Here is a 14409-nt window from a genome sequence, read left to right as displayed (position 1 = left end):
TTCGATAATTATTTAAGAGCTCAGGTTACTACACATTGAAAGATTGACCGCTTTATTCATAGCTTTGCATAAAATTAAGCACTGCATGAAATTTAGATTGCTTTCATTTGAAGAATTACAAAGTTTGGACAAAGAATTTATGGGTTTTTTGTCAAAGCGATCTATTGCACCTGAAGAGTGGGCGCATATTCGTATTAAAAAGCAGGAGCGCGCTCTGGAACTGATTGAAGCTTTCAGCGAACAGGTTTTCGATCAGGTATTGACCAAAGTTGAATATCTGGAGCTCAGAGAAGAGAAAAAATACCGCCAACTCTACTTTAAAGACAATACTTACATAGAAGTTGGACTCACTGCTGATCCGAAAACTGATATGGATTTCCGTGATCCTGAACAACTAAAGGATTTCATCAACAGTGTTCAGAAATCACTGGCAGCAAAATTGTCCGTTTTCAGAAAAGAAGAAAAATACGAGAAGACCCGCAACGAAGAGGTTTTTATTTATGTAGAAGCCGGTGCCAAAAGATCTGATGAAAAATCTTTCGGACTGATGGAAATGCTCTATAAAGAAAGCCGTGCCATTCAAAATTAAACTGCAAGTTTGACTCCCGAACTCCAAAAAATCCTCGAAAAATCCGCTTCCCGAAAAAAGCAAAGCCGGAAATTCCTCAATTCGCTGGCGAAAGAAAAATCCGGAAAAGTCAATCAAATGGCGCATAGTTGCCACGATGAAGCTTTTGAAACAATTAATTGCCTGGATTGTGCCAATTGTTGTAAAACAACAGGGCCATTATTCAAACAAAAAGACATAGAACGACTTGCGGCACACCTGCAAATGCGACCGGCAGATTTCACAGAAAAATACCTGCGCATCGATGAAGACGGAGATTATGTTTTGCAAACAGTCCCCTGCCCTTTTCTCGGGACAGACAATTATTGCTCGGTTTATGAAGTTCGGCCAAAAGCATGCAGGGAATATCCGCATACTGACTTTCGGGATTTTCACAAAATCACAAAGCTGACTGCAAAAAACACACAGATTTGTCCCGCAGCATATATGGTAGTAGAAAAAATGCAGCAATACTTTGAAAACTCTTAGGGCTTTGCTCTTTTGCACTTTCTAATTTTTCTATTTTCGGACTTGAAATAAAAATTCTATGTTTTTACTCGCTGAAAGTGGATCTACAAAAGCTGACTGGCTGCTGATAAGCAAAGGCAAGGTGGTGAAGGAATTCAGCACCAATGGGCTTAGCCCGCTCTATCACGACACGTTGAGCATAGGTGTAGAATTGAGCAAAATAGAAGACATAGCGCTTTTCAAAAATCAAATCCTTAAAATTCAGTTTTATGGTGCCTGGTGTTCCAACAAAGAACGCAATGCCATTATTGAAAAAGGGCTTTCTGCTTTCTTTCGCAATGCAGCAGTAAATGTACAACACGATCTGTTGGCTTCTGTATATGCCACTTGTGGCGATCAACCAGGCATCAGTTGCATTTTGGGCACAGGTTCCAATGCTTGCTATTATGATGGCGAAAAACTCGATGAGGGCACACCTTCCCTGGGCTATATTCTTGGCGATGAGGGTGGTGCCAGTCAAATCGGGCGCGACCTGATCAGGCTTTACTTTTACGATCGCATACCGAAATGGCTCAAATTGAGAATATACAAGGAGTTTGATCTTGACAGAGAAAAACTGTTGGACGAAGTGTATTTAAAGCCCAAAAATCCCAATCAATATTTGGCGCAGTTTACCCGAGTGCTTGGCGATAGGCAAGAAGATCCATTTGTACAGCAATTGCTGAAAAAATCATTCAATGATTTTCTGGATTTCCATGTCTTGCCCTTTAAAAAAGCCAAAGAAGTACCGGTACATTTTGTAGGTTCCATAGCTTTTATTTTTAAAAATATTTTGCTGGAATGCCTGAATGAAAAAGGCTTACAGGTAGGGAAAGTCATTCGCAAACCAATATATGATTTGGCTTTGTACCATATTAAAAAGGGAGAGGCATAGTATAGTTTAGCCAATGGCTTGATAATAGAATAATTCCCGTAGAATGAAAAACCTTGTTAAAGCAAGGGTTGTTTTAAAATTTCACTATTTGGGATGGACTTTTTAGATCAGTTTTTCATAGATATCACTTAGTCCGTAGGCACGAGCCTTTTTTGATGGGTTTGTAATCTTTAGAAAACCATCCTCTACCCATTTTATACAAAGTTCAGCTGAACTTCTGTCGGGAATCCCTAAATGACTTGCCAGTTCAGAGGATTTTATCTCTGCTTGTTTATTGAAAAGTGACAGTGCCTGTTTCTGCCTGGCACTGAGCTGCCTAAGTATTTTCGATTGGTCAGGAGCTTTCTCCTGTTCAGCTTTTGTTCTTATCCTTCTAAATGAAATGGCCATGCCTGAACAAAAATATTCCAGAAAGGGAGTAATATTAGCCTCTTTTCTCCCCATATAATAATTGGGGATATTGTCTGTATCTAAAGCATTGTAATAAGCTTTTAGATTTTTAGCATAATATTCCTCAAGTGAGTATATGCCCTTTAAATCATAACCACATTTGTGGAGGATCAGTGTAGTAAGCAACCTGGCTGTACGGCCATTCCCGTCATAATATGGGTGGATGGTCGCATATTGGTAATGTGCGATTGCGCCAATTATGGCAACAGGTAGTATTTCTTCTTTTACTTGTTGGTTGATCCATCGTACCAGCTCCTCCATAAGTTGAGGAACATCAGTATATTCAGGCGGCATATATACTACTGCTCCCGACATGCTGTCCTGTATTACATTTTGTCCATCCCTATAAGGAGTAGGATTTGTTTTACCCTTAAGAATCAGACTATGTATGCACTGTATATCTTTTTCTTTGATAGGGTCATTAGAACTTGCAAGACTTTCTACCACTTCCAGAGCCTTATAGTAGTTCTTTACCTCCATTTCGTCTCGCTCCCTACCCGGAAAACCACCTATGTTTTTTTTAACAACTTTTTCTACCTCTTTTGGGCTTAATTGGTTGCCCTCAATTTGTGTGGAGTAATGAGTGGACATTAACCTTGCGGACTCCCTTAGGGAAGCAAGCATTGAAGCAGAAAACGGAAGGTGCTCTATAGCTTCCTTGTGCCTTTCTATTTCAAGGAGAGCCTTTGTTATTGCAGGTGTAATTGTGAATCTGGGTTTAAATGACATCATGCTAATTTACACCAATAGTATGATATACCGGGATTAAAAGGAAAATAAATTGTAAATAAAACGGGAATAAAACGTGATTAAATCTTTTTTAATGAAAGGTATTGTTTTAAGTCTGTTCTGCAATACCACAGGGTACTAAAATTATTCACAAGATTTATTGTTTCAACAAATGGAGAAATGCTTAGCTTTGCAGGGTTTTAAATATGCCCAGGTGGTGGAATTGGTAGACACGCAAGGTTGAGGGCCTTGTGCTCGTTTTAGGGCGTGCAGGTTCGACTCCTGTTCTGGGCACACAAAAAAACCGCAGTTTGAAATTTTCAGGCTGCGGTTTTTTTAGTGTTTGTTACAGACCCTTATTCAATGATTTTCGCTTTTGTAATGGGCGTTTTGTCTTTTCCCAGCGAATTATCCCTTGCAAAAAGAAAATCATCGGAAATGGTTTCCAACTTTTCGCGCATTTGATCAATATCCACTGAATTCTTAAGCCAGGGCTGGGTTGCAAAAAGATCAACGGGGAAAGTGTTTAGTCGCATGGCCACGTCTTGTTCTGCCACAACAGATTTTCGGATGGTATGCTCAAAGATTTCAGCCCAGTTAAAGGAATAATTGAGCGATAAGTGGATGACATCAAATACATCCTTTGGTTCACCCCTGCCCACAACAGCTCCTAGTTTATTTGATAAAATATTACCGGGATTATCAATGTTGATTTTTTTAGTGCTGCTTACAATTGATTTGCCCCACCTGTATGGTACATCATTTACAAACTCTACTTTAAGCTCACTCTCGCTGTTCATCACCCAAACTCTGATAAAATCATCATAAAGAATAAGTTTATCAGGATTTGTTTCAAAATTTTGCTCAAGAATAAGCCTGATTTTTGAAACTGTTTTTTTAAATAATTGATCTGAATTTGCGAAAAAATCAATATCATCACTGTACCTGTGATTTAGAAAAAACCTGCCCAGAGCTGTACCACCTGTGAGATAAAGTGGGCCTGTATGTTCTGATATTTCATCGAATACCTTGTCCTGCAGTTTATACAGATTTTTGTAATCGTTTTCGGATAAACTCATAATTCTTTGTGAGTGATTTAAACCTGAGGGAATGAGTAAGTTCTTTGGTTAGAAGTTCTGTAATTCTCTGAATATCAAGTATTTTCAAAACCGTAAACCAGCGATAAGATTCCAACAATTTTCTGAACAGAGTGGCTTCCGTATAATGTCCTGCATTTTTGCGCTTGCCCTCTAAAACTTCCAGGCAATGTTCGGAAGGAATATTGTAATCCCACATCAGGCCTTTCATCATCTCCAACTTTTTCTTGCGCGAATACATTTTGATGCATGTTTCAGATTTAATAAAAATATAGGCTTTAAGCTTGTGAAACAAAGTTTGTAGAGATTAATTTCAAAAGCTTGTGTTTTTGATTTCCTCACTTTTCTTTAAACAATTCTGCTTCGCTTCAATTATTATAATAACCTGAGTTCGATAATTATTTAAGAGCTCACCTGTCCGAATGCTTCATGCAGGCGGGGAAATTCACTAAAATGCAATAGGCAAGGCGCATTTGAGAAGGTCTATCGAGATAAACCAAGCAAATGCAACGCAGCAAATTGCGTTTTATGGATTTCAAATGCCAGAAAACAGCAATCTTCTTCCTGGAAATATCTCAAAATAGCCCGCTATTCCATCAATATTTCCAGTCGAATCTCACTATTTTTTGGCATTCTGAGCAATAAATAATTTCCGAATTCAGGTTAATACCAAATCTTAAATATTTAGATTGTCTATTTAATAACCAAAAAGCAAAGAATATGTCAGAATTTCACGAACCAGCCGAAGAGCTGAGTAAAGAAACAAGAAATTACAGAAGAGCACTGAATACACTTCAGGAAGAAGTGGAGGCCATTGACTGGTACCAGCAAAGAATGGATGCTTGTGACGATGAGCAGTTGTTCAAAATATTGGAACACAACCGCAATGAGGAAATGGAACATGCCTCTATGACCATTGAATGGCTCAGACGCAACCAACCTGGTTGGGACAAGCAATTGCGCACTTACCTCTTTACCGAGGGAGACATCACATCAGATGATTTAAAACCAGAAAGTAGTGCTGCATCAAACAAAAAAGATGATGACGGAAGTTTGAAAATTGGAAAAATCAAAAAATAAAAAGGAAAGAGAATATGGATTTATTAAGAAAAAATTTAGCCCCAATATCAAAAGAAGCCTGGAATGAGATCAATCACCGGGCAGAAGAAATTTTAACCGCTGCACTGTCTGCAAGAAAATTTGTTGATGTAGATGGCCCCAAAGGCTGGGATTTTGCCGCAGTAAACAAAGGCAGGCTCGATATTCCCAAAGGACAAAAAGGCAATTTAAAATACGGAGTACATCAGGTACAGCCCCTTGTAGAATCCCGGGCAAATTTTTCGCTCAATATCTGGGAATTGGACAATGCAGTGCGGGGTGCAAATGTAATTGATCTCGATAACCTTGAAGAAGCTGCCCATGAAATTGCAGCTTTTGAGGAAAAAGTGATCTATTACGGATTGAAAGAAGCCGGTGTGCCGGGCTTGAAAAATGCCAGTGATCAAAAACAAGTGAAATTCGAAAAAGGCGAGGGCTTGCTGAAATCAGTAACACAGGCATTGAGTCTGTTTAAAGAAAAAGGTGTGGAAGGTCCTTTCTCGCTAGTACTGAACCGTGAAAAATGGCAGCAATTGGCCGGTGAACTTGTAAACGGATATCCGCTGAAAAAGCAAATCCTAAAACTGATAGAAGGCGATGTGATCTTTGCCCCAAATACAAAAGAAGCTTTTTTGGTGTCGCAACGCGGTGGAGATTTTCGACTAACACTGGGCAGTGATATTTCTATCGGCTACGATAACCACGATGGTAAAAAAGTGGATTTATTCTTTACAGAATCATTTACTTTTGAAGTACTGGATCCCGATGCAGTAGTTGTACTGTCCTAAATAGCAGACTGCATTTAATTTAAAGGCAATGCTGAAAATATAGTTTTTCAGGGCATTGCCTTTTTTTATTTTAAAACAAAAAAAACAAACACTGCAATGGATTTCAAGAACACAAAAAATTACTTAAAATAATTTTTAATTCATGCTAATAAGTTTATTTAAAATGCCCGATGTTAAGAAAATGTGGAATACTTTTTCAAGATTTATTTTTAGGGAATTATTAGCGGCTTTCAGCAAGTTGTTTTACACATTGATTCGTTGATTTTTTTAATCGCTCATTTCCTTTCAAAGCCAATTTCATGCACCTATCTTTGGAAGCCATTTCATCATTAAAAATTGTCTTTTGGGTGGAGGCAAAATAAATAAGGGACCAACAATGTCAGAAGAAAAAGATCTAAGCAACAAGCTGCGCAGCCGTGCAATGAGAATGCCAATCGGTAATGAATTAACACAAATGGATATCGGCAAAAAACCGCCACAGGCCATTGAACTGGAAGAGGCTGTACTCGGTGCCATTATGCTCGAAAAGGAAGCCATTACTGCCATTGTAGAAGTGTTGAGATCCGAGAGTTTTTACCTGCCCAAACACCAGTTGATATGCGCAGCAGCTTATGAACTTTATTCCGAAACCGAACCGGTAGATATCCTCACTGTAATTCAGCGCCTGAAAAAACAAGGGGTGCTGGAAGAAGCAGGGGGGGCTCATTATATTTCCCAGCTTACAAGCAAAATTGCTTCAGCAGCCAATGTGGAATTTCACGCCCGCATTGTTGCACAAAAATACATTCAAAGAGAATTGATCCGGGTTTCAAATATTATTATCAAGGATTCTTATGAAGAAACTACTGATGTGTTTGAATTGCTGGACAAAGCCGAGCAAAACCTCTTTGCCATTGGCGAACAAAACCTGAGCAGTTCTACTAAGAAAATGAGTGACCTCTGGCGTAAATCCATTGAGGCCATTCAAAATTTAAGGGAAAAAGAAGATGGGCTCACCGGCATTCCCACAGGTTTCAGTGGTTTTGACCGCCTTACATCGGGCTGGCAAAAATCCGACCTGGTGATCCTGGCAGCTCGTCCCGGTATGGGAAAAACTTCATTTGTACTTACTGTAGCCCGAAATGCAGCAGTTGATTTCAATATGCCCGTAGCCTTTTTCTCTTTGGAGATGTCAGCTGTTCAGCTCACTACGCGTTTGATTTCATCCGAAGCAGAACTCACTTCCGAAAAGTTAAGAAAAGGGGACCTCGAAGAACACGAATGGCAGCAACTGCACCACAAAACAAAAAAGCTTTCCGAAGCCAAACTTTTCATTGATGATTCTCCGGCACTGAATATTTTTGAACTGAGGGCCAAATGCAGAAGGTTGAAATCTCAGCACGATATTCAACTCATAATAATTGATTATTTGCAACTGATGTCGGGACAGGGTGGAAATGGAAAACAATTTGGCAACAGAGAGCAAGAAATCAGTAATATTTCTCGGGGACTAAAAGGTATAGCCAAAGAGTTGAATGTACCAGTAATCGGGCTTTCGCAGCTCAACAGATCTGTGGAGACCCGTGCAGGAGCCAAACGCCCGCAATTGGCAGATTTGAGGGAGTCCGGAGCGATCGAGCAGGATGCCGATATGGTAATTTTCCTCTACAGACCAGAATATTACAAGCTTGATGAATTTGAAGACGGTACACCTACCAAGGATATGGCGGAAATTATGATAGCCAAACACAGAAACGGAGCTACTGCTGATATCAAAGCCAAATTTATTGGCATGTACACCAAGTTTGAGGATTATGAAGAAAATTTCTCCATGCCCAATAATTTACCAGACGGGCTGCCGGATGGAAACTTCAAAACTATGGGCTCGCGCATGAATGAAGAAAAGAACGATTTCCCCGAACCACCAAGTGACAATAATAACGATTCAGATGAGGAAGATAACCCTTTATTTTAAATTGGGATTAAGCCTTACTATTTAAGGGGATTTTCACTTCTACAACATTTCCTTTGCCATGATACTGTACATTCATCACTGAATTGACCATAGCAATACCCCTGCCGTGATTGTCAAACACACGTGATTCATCAAAATGCAGGTATTTTTGGTAATCAAAACCTTTGCCCTGATCCTCAATTCGGACTAAAATATACGCATCGTTTTTGGTGTATAATACTTCTGCAAATTTATCAGCAAATGCTTTTAGTTTCAATCTGCGATCAATTTCGCTGAACAATTTATCATCATCAATCAGTTTGGATTTTTCATCATAAGTTATCCCCAGGTTGCCGTGTTCAATCGCATTGTTCAGCAATTCTGAAATAATAAGTGCCTCTTCAGGGTTGGGGCAGGAATTGGCAATATAGACAGACATGCGCTCGGCATCTTCCAAATGCTTTATCAGAAATTTCCCATTCACCAGATTGGTAAAAGGATTCTGTGCTTCTTTTACCTTGTGATTTAATGAAGTGACATTATTGAAATCAAAAATTGCAGCATTTACAATAGAAATCAAAAGGTCTTTATTGAAAGGCTTAATGAGGTAATAATAAGCTCCTGCATCAATACCGCGTTTCACATCTGCCTTTCGATCATTGCTTGTGAGCATGATCACCGGAATGTCTTTATAGCGCTTTTCCGATTTTATCCACTCGAGAAATTCAATCCCAGTCATTCCCGGCATTTCCCAGTCGAGCACCATTGCGCTCAATTCCTGTCCGTTCTTTGTTAAAAACTCCTGCGCTTCAATGGCATTGTTACAATGTTCAATAGTGACTTTCTGATCTTTAAGGGAAAAATCCAGCATTTTGTGGATCATCGGATCATCATCTATGACCAGCATTTTATTCATAGCTGCTCTTTTTTTGGCTTATTTTAGAACTCAGCATTTGCGTTATTTTATAGTTGTGCAAATGTCTTTATAATTTTTGATTACTTGCTTCAAAAATATGTTAACGTATTATTTGCATCATTTAATCTGATCTTTCAAAAATAAACATTATCACTTAAGTTATTTTGCTTTCAGTAGCAATTTGAGTATTACAAACTTATGCTTAAGTATTAAAACGAGCAATTATAGATTTATAATAAAGCCTTGTTTCAAAATAAAAAAAATCTATTCAGGTTTACCTGAAACCTATGGATAAAAAACATTAGAAAATAAATAAACTTTGATAATTATCTACAATAATAATTCTATCATAAAAAAATTTCCCTTTAATTTTTCAACATTTAAGTGGATATTTTTAACGACCACAATTATAGGTATGTACTGAAGCTCCATAATTGTATCTTTGCTGCACTAAAAAAAGCTATCACCATGAAATTTAAAGCAGAAATCAATGTAATGCCGCTTAAAGAATTGTTGGATCCACAGGGAAAAGCAGTGGCATCAGGAATGAAAAACCTTGATCTATCCGAAATTAAAGATGTGCGTATTGGCAAACACATTACCCTGGAATTAGAAGCAAGCAATGAAATAGAAGCCAATGAAAAAGTAGAACTGGCCTGTAAAAAAATACTTTCAAACCCAGTGATTGAATATTACGAATTTGAAATTTCAGAGAATTGAGATTGGTTAAATTCCTGCTCTCTAATTCATAAGAATATGAAAACAAATGCTTGATGACACTGCTTTAGTGGTAGTACCGACCCCCATTGGCAACCTGGACGATATGAGCTTCAGGGCCATTAAAGCATTGAAGGCCGTAGATTTTATACTGGCCGAAGATTCCAGAACTTCAGGCAAACTGCTCAAGCATTTTGAAATTGACAAACCGGTTTACGCCCACCACAAATTCAATGAGCACAAACAAGTTGATCAGGTAATAGCGCGGCTGAAGACAGGTGAAAAAGCAGCTTTGATCTCCGATGCCGGCACTCCCGGTATTTCCGATCCCGGTTTTTTGATGGTGCGCAGCTGTATAGAAAATGGCCTGGAAGTAGAATGCCTACCCGGTGCCACCTCCATTATCCCCGCACTGGTGGTTTCAGGTTTGCCCTGCGACAAGTTTGTTTTTGAGGGATTTTTACCCCACAAGAAAGGACGCAAAACAAGGCTTGAATTTCTGGCCGAAGACCCCCGAACTATTGTGTTTCTCGAATCACCCCACCGCCTGAATAAGACCCTGAAACAACTCTCAGAATATTTCGGTGCAGATCGCTATGCGGTAATTTGCAGGGAACTCAGTAAAATGTATGAAGAAAAAATCAGGGGAACTGTTGCCGAACTTGCTGAACAGTTTGCTGAAAAGAAATGGAAAGGCGAAATTGTGTTGGTAGTTGAAGGTAAAAACAGCAAAAAATGAATTGGAGTAAAATCACATCACAGGCTGAAAAAGTCATTCGCAAAACGGGAACTTTTATACTTGAAAAATCAAGTGAAATTGACCAATTGAAAGTTGAGGAGAAATCGGTGAACAGCCTCGTGAGTTTTGTAGATAAAGAAGCCGAAAAACAGTTGGTGAAAGGGCTTGGTGAAATACTTCCAAATTCAGGCTTTCTTACGGAAGAAGACACCATCCAGGACGATATCAAAGAATTCACCTGGATCATCGACCCCCTGGATGGCACTACCAATTTTCTGTATGGCCTCCCTTCCTATTGTGTAAGTGTAGCGCTGCAATACCGCGATGAGCTGGTCATTGGCATTACCTATGAATTGGGACAAAAGGAAATGTTTTCGGCATACAAAGGTGGCGGCACATTTTGCAATGGAAAGCAGGTGCAGGTTTCCAGGAGAAAAAACCTTGAGGAAAGTTTGCTGGCTACCGGTTTCCCCTATTATGACTTTTCACGCAGCGATGCTTATTTTGAACTATTGAAAGTACTCATTCAAAATAGCAGGGGCATCAGGCGCATAGGTTCGGCAGCACTGGATATGGCTTATGTGGCAAGCGGCCGCTTCGATGCATTTTTTGAATACAGCTTGCAGCCCTGGGATGTAGCAGCAGGTGCCGTTCTGATTAGAGAAGCTGGCGGTAAAGTCAGCGATTTTTCCGGGAAAGACAATTACCTTTTTGGAAAGGAACTGCTTTGCGGGAGCCCGGAAATTCACAAGGATTTACTTTTAAAAACAAAGGCTATTTTTAAATAAACCAGATGGCTGTTTTAGAGGATTTTCAAAAAATCGACATCAGGACAGGAACGGTCATTAAAGCCGAAGTTTTTAATGAAGCCAAAAAACCCGCCTACAAACTTTGGATTGATTTTGGTGGGGAAATCGGTATCAAAAAGAGTTCTGCACAGATTACTGAACACTACAGTATTGAAGATTTACAGAATAAACAAGTGTTTGCAGTCGTCAATTTCACCGAAAGGCAAATTGCCAATTTTATGTCGCAGGTATTGGTGCTGGGAGTTGATCATCCTGATGGAGGCATCAGTTTGGTACAGCCTGAGCATAAAGTGGAGAATGGGGTGAGGTTGAAGTAAATTAATCATTTGTGGAAATCCTACTATACAACTATGTATGCTTACAATTAATGAATACCATTATGGTACGGAATCATTTTTTGATAGTTTTTGTAAACATTCTTTGTTTTGTTTCTTTTTTATAATTTCACATAGACTGTTTTTGAATAAAATAGCGTTTTATAAACATGGATAAAGAATCTATAAAAATAGGCACTAGTAGATTTAAAGCACATCTTAAAATGTTTACCGGTAAACAAGGGGAATACTTTGTGAGTTATTTCCCATCTTTAAATGTATCTGGTTATGGGAAAACATTTAAAGAATCCACTGAAGATGCTGAATATAACCTGAAAGTATTTATCAAAGATATAATGGAGTTAAATAAATCTTTGATAGACAAAGAGTTGAAAAAGTTAGGATGGGAAAGAAATACATTTTTCAAGAAAAAGTTTTCAAAGGCTTCTGTTGATGAAAAAGGTGTTTTATTAAATTTTGATTCCCCTGAAGATGTAATTCAAACTACAATAGAAACACCAGCTTGAAATTGATTAATTATCAGACCTGTCAAAATAAAAAAGTGGGTTAAATTCCTTAAAAAGCATAAGTGCGTAAAGAAAAGGCACAACAGTACTTCCCACGAGCACTGGAAATGTCCAAATTGTTTCAGGACAATTACTTTCAGAAGCCAATACAAAGAGATTCCTGCCTTTCATTTGAAGACAAATTTAGAAACAATGGGATATTCATTAGAGTATTTTTATAAATGGTTAGAAAACAACTAATTTTTTACTTTCAGGCTTGTGTTCTAAAGCATTTTGAATGATTTGTTGAATTTAGATAGACTCTCCCCCAACAATCCACACGCCACTGTTCAAAAGCTCTATTGCAAATATTTTTTGCTTGGAAAGTGAATCATTATTATTGTAAAGAGCTTATCTATTCTTAACCCAAAAGATTTATGGCTGAACTGAATTATACGGAAGAAAACATCCGCTCATTAGACTGGAAAGAACACATCCGTCTGCGTCCGGGAATGTACATCGGGAAGCTGGGCGATGGTTCCAGCCCGGATGATGGCATTTATGTACTGGTAAAGGAAGTATTGGACAACTCCATTGACGAACACATGATGGGCTTTGGAAAGCGCATTGAAATAAAGATTACCGATGACGAGGTTGTGATCCGCGATTATGGGCGGGGCATTCCGCTGGGCAAAGTAATCGACTGTGTTTCAAAGATAAATACCGGTGGAAAATACGACAGCAAAGCTTTCCAAAAATCAGTGGGGCTGAATGGTGTGGGTACAAAAGCGGTAAATGCACTGTCATATTTTTTTTGTGTGGAATCCATTCGCGATGGACAAAAAAAACGTGCAGAGTTTGAGCGCGGTGAGCTGAAAATAGATGCCAAACTGGAAAAAACCGATGAACGCAATGGCACCCGCATTACTTTCAGGCCGGACACCTCCATTTTCAAGAGTTTTAAATTCATTCCCGATTACCTGGAAGACCAGATGTGGAATTATGCCTATCTGAATTCAGGGTTGACCATAAAATTCAACGGAGAAAGATACCACTCCGATGATGGGCTTAAAGACCTTTTACTCAACAAATCTGATGTAGAAAACAACCGCTACCCTATTGTTCACCTGCGCGGTGAAGATATTGAGGTAGCGCTAACACACGGCAATCAATACGGAGAAGAATATTATTCATTTGTCAACGGGCAATTCACTACACAGGGCGGCACACACCTCAGTGCTTTTCGCGAAAGTTTGGTGAAAGTGCTGCGCGATTTCTACAAAAAAGATTTTGATGCTACGGACATTCGCACTGCAGTAATTGCAGCAGTAGCCATCAGGGTTCAGGAACCGGTTTTCGAATCGCAGACCAAAACCAAGCTCGGCTCACAGAACATAGGCCAGGATGGCCCAACTGTAAGAGCTTTTATCCTTGATTTTTTAAGGACAGAGCTCGACAATTATTTGCATAAAAACCCCGACACTGCCGAAGCTTTGCAAAAACGCATACTGCAATCGGAGCGGGAACGCAAGGAAATGGCCGGTATTAAAAAGCTGGCCAACCAAAGGGCGAAAAAAGCCAACCTGCACAATAAAAAACTGCGCGATTGCAGGGTACATTTCTCAATGGAGCACAATGAAAGAAGAGCCGATTCTACCTTGTTTATTACCGAGGGGGATTCTGCAAGTGGATCCATTACCAAAGCACGTGATGTGCAAACGCAAGCGGTATTTAGTTTGCGCGGAAAGCCATTGAATTCTTTCGGATTGACCAAAAAAGTGGTGTATGAAAATGAGGAGTTCAACCTCCTGCAACACGCCTTGAATATTGAGGAAGGCATTGAGGGTTTGCGCTACAATAAAGTGGTAATAGCTACCGATGCCGATGTGGATGGTATGCACATTCGCCTTTTGCTGCTTACTTTCTTTTTGCAGTTTTTCCCCGAATTGGTAAAAGCCAGACATTTGTATATTCTGGAAACACCTCTGTTCCGTGTGCGCAACAAAAAGAAAACCATTTATTGCTATTCTGATGAGGAAAGGATAAATGCAATAACAGAACTGGGCGGAAAACCAGAAATTACCCGCTTTAAGGGATTGGGTGAAATTTCACCGGACGAGTTCAGCGGATTTATCGGTGAACAAATCAGGCTGGAACCTGTGATTATCCAAAAAGACACCAAGATCAAAAACCTGCTGCAATACTTTATGGGCAAAAATACCATGGAACGACAGCAGTTTATTATTGAAAATTTGAAAATTGAGGAAGACAAAGAAGAAGAGGTTTTGGAGGTTTGATTAGTGA

17 protein-coding genes and 1 tRNA gene are annotated in these 14409 nt (G+C 39.3%); 13 read left to right on the top strand and 5 right to left on the bottom strand.

Annotated features, from left to right (window positions below; translation table 11 throughout):
* Window positions 1-85 precede the first annotated feature (85 nt).
* The 3 genes from WD048_14505 to WD048_14495 are packed head-to-tail and all read left to right on the top strand — an operon-like array spanning window position 86 to window position 2009.
* Window positions 86-589, top strand: a complete 504-nt coding sequence (locus WD048_14505; GenBank protein MEX0813426.1) for a DUF6495 family protein — start codon at window positions 86-88, stop codon at window positions 587-589.
* Window positions 590-598: 9 nt separating this feature from the next.
* Window positions 599-1096, top strand: coding sequence for a YkgJ family cysteine cluster protein (locus WD048_14500; protein MEX0813425.1), 498 nt, complete (start codon window positions 599-601; stop codon window positions 1094-1096).
* A gap of 58 nt (window positions 1097-1154) precedes the next feature.
* Window positions 1155-2009 (top strand): hypothetical protein, encoded by an 855-nt coding sequence (locus WD048_14495; GenBank protein MEX0813424.1) that lies wholly within the window; start codon window positions 1155-1157, stop codon window positions 2007-2009.
* A gap of 102 nt (window positions 2010-2111) precedes the next feature.
* Here WD048_14495 and WD048_14490 read toward each other — a convergent pair whose 3' ends face one another.
* A complete protein-coding gene (locus tag WD048_14490) occupies window positions 2112-3188 on the bottom strand; it encodes a Fic family protein (GenBank protein ID MEX0813423.1) in 1077 nt (358 codons plus the stop codon).
* Between the two features lie 208 nt (window positions 3189-3396).
* On the opposite strand from WD048_14490, the gene WD048_14485 reads away from it, so the two are divergent.
* A tRNA-Leu gene (locus WD048_14485) sits at window positions 3397-3482 on the top strand.
* Between the two features lie 62 nt (window positions 3483-3544).
* Here the strand turns inward: WD048_14485 and WD048_14480 are convergent.
* Both WD048_14480 and WD048_14475 read right to left on the bottom strand, forming a co-directional pair.
* Window positions 3545-4267, bottom strand: a complete 723-nt coding sequence (locus tag WD048_14480) for a nucleotidyl transferase AbiEii/AbiGii toxin family protein (protein MEX0813422.1) — start codon at window positions 4265-4267, stop codon at window positions 3545-3547.
* The gene (locus WD048_14475) at window positions 4230-4526 is read right to left on the bottom strand and encodes a hypothetical protein (GenBank protein ID MEX0813421.1); all 297 of its coding nucleotides are present in this window, start codon (window positions 4524-4526) and stop codon (window positions 4230-4232) included. The genes WD048_14480 and WD048_14475 overlap by 38 nt, the downstream gene beginning before the upstream one ends.
* Before the next feature lie 479 nt (window positions 4527-5005).
* On the opposite strand from WD048_14475, the gene WD048_14470 reads away from it, so the two are divergent.
* The 3 genes from WD048_14470 (at window position 5006) to dnaB (ending at window position 8125) form a co-directional block, all read left to right on the top strand.
* A complete protein-coding gene (locus tag WD048_14470) occupies window positions 5006-5365 on the top strand; it encodes a ferritin-like domain-containing protein (GenBank protein MEX0813420.1) in 360 nt (119 codons plus the stop codon).
* 14 nt (window positions 5366-5379) lie between these two features.
* Complete coding sequence (locus WD048_14465; GenBank protein MEX0813419.1) at window positions 5380-6171, top strand: family 1 encapsulin nanocompartment shell protein; 792 nt, start codon at window positions 5380-5382, stop codon at window positions 6169-6171.
* Window positions 6172-6547: 376 nt separating this feature from the next.
* Window positions 6548-8125 (top strand): replicative DNA helicase, encoded by a 1578-nt coding sequence (gene dnaB, locus WD048_14460; GenBank protein ID MEX0813418.1) that lies wholly within the window; start codon window positions 6548-6550, stop codon window positions 8123-8125.
* A 7-nt stretch (window positions 8126-8132) separates the two neighbouring features.
* Here dnaB and WD048_14455 read toward each other — a convergent pair whose 3' ends face one another.
* Window positions 8133-9020: a response regulator gene (locus WD048_14455; GenBank protein MEX0813417.1), complete on the bottom strand. Its 888-nt coding sequence runs from the start codon at window positions 9018-9020 to the stop codon at window positions 8133-8135.
* A 468-nt stretch (window positions 9021-9488) separates the two neighbouring features.
* On the opposite strand from WD048_14455, the gene purS reads away from it, so the two are divergent.
* The 5 genes from purS (at window position 9489) to WD048_14430 (ending at window position 12126) form a co-directional block, all read left to right on the top strand.
* Window positions 9489-9740, top strand: a complete 252-nt coding sequence (gene purS / locus WD048_14450; GenBank protein MEX0813416.1) for a phosphoribosylformylglycinamidine synthase subunit PurS — start codon at window positions 9489-9491, stop codon at window positions 9738-9740.
* A 46-nt stretch (window positions 9741-9786) separates the two neighbouring features.
* Complete coding sequence (gene rsmI / locus WD048_14445) at window positions 9787-10476, top strand: 16S rRNA (cytidine(1402)-2'-O)-methyltransferase (GenBank protein MEX0813415.1); 690 nt, start codon at window positions 9787-9789, stop codon at window positions 10474-10476.
* Window positions 10473-11264: an inositol monophosphatase family protein gene (locus WD048_14440; protein MEX0813414.1), complete on the top strand. Its 792-nt coding sequence runs from the start codon at window positions 10473-10475 to the stop codon at window positions 11262-11264. Before rsmI ends, WD048_14440 begins: the two co-directional genes overlap by 4 nt.
* Before the next feature lie 5 nt (window positions 11265-11269).
* Complete coding sequence (locus tag WD048_14435) at window positions 11270-11602, top strand: tRNA-binding protein (protein ID MEX0813413.1); 333 nt, start codon at window positions 11270-11272, stop codon at window positions 11600-11602.
* Between the two features lie 167 nt (window positions 11603-11769).
* Window positions 11770-12126, top strand: a complete 357-nt coding sequence (locus WD048_14430; protein MEX0813412.1) for a hypothetical protein — start codon at window positions 11770-11772, stop codon at window positions 12124-12126.
* A 6-nt stretch (window positions 12127-12132) separates the two neighbouring features.
* Here the strand turns inward: WD048_14430 and WD048_14425 are convergent, their stop codons facing one another.
* Window positions 12133-12297 carry a hypothetical protein gene (locus tag WD048_14425; protein ID MEX0813411.1) on the bottom strand — a complete coding sequence of 55 codons (165 nt, stop codon included), beginning with the start codon at window positions 12295-12297 and terminating at the stop codon, window positions 12133-12135.
* Window positions 12298-12542: 245 nt separating this feature from the next.
* Between WD048_14425 and WD048_14420 the strand changes: the two genes are divergently transcribed.
* Window positions 12543-14402 (top strand): DNA topoisomerase IV subunit B, encoded by a 1860-nt coding sequence (locus WD048_14420; GenBank protein ID MEX0813410.1) that lies wholly within the window; start codon window positions 12543-12545, stop codon window positions 14400-14402.
* Window positions 14403-14409: the final 7 nt, after the last annotated feature.

Source organism: Chitinophagales bacterium, assembly GCA_040877935.1.
In the GTDB taxonomy this organism is placed as follows: domain Bacteria; phylum Bacteroidota; class Bacteroidia; order Chitinophagales; family CAIOSU01; genus JBBDNB01.
Note: the sequence above shows the minus strand (reverse complement) of the source record. Positions and strands in the feature narration are given on the sequence as shown.

Coding starts and splice junctions, on each gene's coding strand:
- WD048_14425 (MEX0813411.1), bottom strand. CDS start 12,297: ATGAAAGGCAGGAATCTCTTTGTATTGGCTTCTGAAAGTAATTGTCCT.
- WD048_14495 (MEX0813424.1), top strand. CDS start 1,155: ATGTTTTTACTCGCTGAAAGTGGATCTACAAAAGCTGACTGGCTGCTG.
- WD048_14475 (MEX0813421.1), bottom strand. CDS start 4,526: ATGTATTCGCGCAAGAAAAAGTTGGAGATGATGAAAGGCCTGATGTGG.
- WD048_14505 (MEX0813426.1), top strand. CDS start 86: ATGAAATTTAGATTGCTTTCATTTGAAGAATTACAAAGTTTGGACAAA.
- WD048_14490 (MEX0813423.1), bottom strand. CDS start 3,188: ATGTCATTTAAACCCAGATTCACAATTACACCTGCAATAACAAAGGCT.
- rsmI (MEX0813415.1), top strand. CDS start 9,787: ATGCTTGATGACACTGCTTTAGTGGTAGTACCGACCCCCATTGGCAAC.
- WD048_14420 (MEX0813410.1), top strand. CDS start 12,543: ATGGCTGAACTGAATTATACGGAAGAAAACATCCGCTCATTAGACTGG.
- dnaB (MEX0813418.1), top strand. CDS start 6,548: ATGTCAGAAGAAAAAGATCTAAGCAACAAGCTGCGCAGCCGTGCAATG.
- WD048_14435 (MEX0813413.1), top strand. CDS start 11,270: ATGGCTGTTTTAGAGGATTTTCAAAAAATCGACATCAGGACAGGAACG.
- WD048_14455 (MEX0813417.1), bottom strand. CDS start 9,020: ATGAATAAAATGCTGGTCATAGATGATGATCCGATGATCCACAAAATG.
- WD048_14440 (MEX0813414.1), top strand. CDS start 10,473: ATGAATTGGAGTAAAATCACATCACAGGCTGAAAAAGTCATTCGCAAA.
- WD048_14480 (MEX0813422.1), bottom strand. CDS start 4,267: ATGAGTTTATCCGAAAACGATTACAAAAATCTGTATAAACTGCAGGAC.
- purS (MEX0813416.1), top strand. CDS start 9,489: ATGAAATTTAAAGCAGAAATCAATGTAATGCCGCTTAAAGAATTGTTG.
- WD048_14430 (MEX0813412.1), top strand. CDS start 11,770: ATGGATAAAGAATCTATAAAAATAGGCACTAGTAGATTTAAAGCACAT.
- WD048_14465 (MEX0813419.1), top strand. CDS start 5,380: ATGGATTTATTAAGAAAAAATTTAGCCCCAATATCAAAAGAAGCCTGG.
- WD048_14470 (MEX0813420.1), top strand. CDS start 5,006: ATGTCAGAATTTCACGAACCAGCCGAAGAGCTGAGTAAAGAAACAAGA.